Here is a 1,352-nt window from a genome sequence, read left to right as displayed (position 1 = left end):
AGAGCTCGTAACACGATCTTGTGGTCTCAGTTGCTGTGCCACTGATACTTGGCTGCCCACCTGCCCGCGATACTTGGGCGATGGACAGCTACGAGGGCACCGCGACGCTTGAGTGGTGGGCCAACCGGTCGACGTGCTTGGCCAGGCTCGGCGTGCGAGTCGCGGCTCGCGTTACCGGCAACGACTGGACGTGCGACGCGATCCTCGAACCTTCCCTGACTGCGGAGGACCGGGAGAGCTTCAACTCCCTGATGGCGCTCGATCCGCTCTTCACCCTGCGCTTCGACGAAGAAAGCATGCTCCATGTGAGCGTCGCTGCAACAGGGGACGACGGACGACTCACTCTCACCGCCTATCAGGCAGGGGCCGAGGAGTCAGCAGGTACCAGGCAGTTGCCGTAGAAGCAGACCTATCCAGCAGAAATTGCTTCGTTGAGCCTCGGCGCCCTCCGAGGTCCGGGCATCGTGATCAGCGTGGCCCGGGGTGGAGTCGACGCCAGCAGATGAGTCCGCAGGCGAGTGAGACAAGAGCGTCATGCAGGTCGAGGCGTCGTTCCCAGCGGACGGCGAGGCGCTTGAACTGGTGCAGTAAAGCGAAGGTCTGCTCCACGACGTAGCGGAGCTTGCCCAGGCCCTGGATGTCGGGCTGGCCCTTTCGGGAGATGACCGGCAAGATCCCGCGTTTGCGCAGCTCCGCGCGATTTTGCTTGCTGTCGTAGCCCTTGTCGCCGAGCAGTGCGTCGGGGCGTTTGCGGGGGTGACCCGCTCGGCCGGCGACTGGCGGGACGCCATCGACCAGGGCGAGGGTCTGGGTGACGTCGTTGACGTTGGCCGCTGTAGTGATGACCTTGAGCGGGATGCCGCCGCCGTCGGTGATCAGGTGGTGCTTGCTGCCGGTCTTGCGGCGGTCGACCGGTGACGGGCCCGTCGCGGCACCCCCTTTTTCGCGCGCACGTGAGAGGCATCCACACACGCGCGACTCCAGTCCAGCTCGCCGGCGGAGTTCAGCTCTGCGAGCAGTATCCGATGGAGCTGGTCGAAGACTCCGGCGTCCTGCCAGCGTTCCAGGCGCCTCCAGCAGGTCTGCCCAGAGCCGAAGCCCAGCTCTAACGGCAGCTGCTGCCAAGCGATCCCGGTGTAGAGGACGAACAGGATGCCCTGCAGGCACAGCCGGTCGGGCACTGGCCTGGGACCAGGCGAACGCTCGGGCCAGGGCGGCAGCATCGGACCGATCAACGCCCACAACTCATCGTCCACGACCCACGGCTTGACGCTCACGCCCTCACGAACGGCTCAATCGTCGCACCGGTTACGGCTGACCTGCGCCGCTCCACGTGATCGTGTTACGAGCTC

The 1,352-nt window shown here is 65.5% G+C and carries 2 protein-coding genes; one reads left to right on the top strand and one right to left on the bottom strand.

All coding sequences use genetic code 11. The annotated features are described in order from the left end of the window. Positions 1-80: 80 nt before the first annotated feature. A complete protein-coding gene (locus ACFWVC_RS38630; RefSeq protein ID WP_384299600.1) occupies positions 81-401 on the top strand; it encodes a hypothetical protein in 321 nt (106 codons plus the stop codon). Positions 402-468: 67 nt separating this feature from the next. Here ACFWVC_RS38630 and ACFWVC_RS38625 read toward each other — a convergent pair. After that, positions 469-1,223, bottom strand: a protein-coding gene (locus tag ACFWVC_RS38625; protein WP_384299605.1) for an IS5 family transposase whose coding sequence is annotated in 2 segments (ribosomal slippage) — positions 469-944 and positions 944-1,223 — 756 coding nt in all. Because the reading frame shifts where the segments join, the coding sequence is not laid out codon by codon here. Positions 1,224-1,352: the final 129 nt, after the last annotated feature.

Origin of the sequence: Streptomyces sp. NPDC058691 (assembly GCF_042714775.1) — a bacterium.
In the GTDB taxonomy this organism is placed as follows: Bacteria; Actinomycetota; Actinomycetes; order Streptomycetales; family Streptomycetaceae; genus Actinacidiphila.
This window is presented reverse-complemented; position numbering and strand designations above follow the sequence as displayed.

Excerpts from the sequence above, each read along its gene's own strand:
- ACFWVC_RS38630 (WP_384299600.1), top strand. The coding sequence starts at position 81 with ATGGACAGCTACGAGGGCACCGCGACGCTTGAGTGGTGGGCCAACCGG.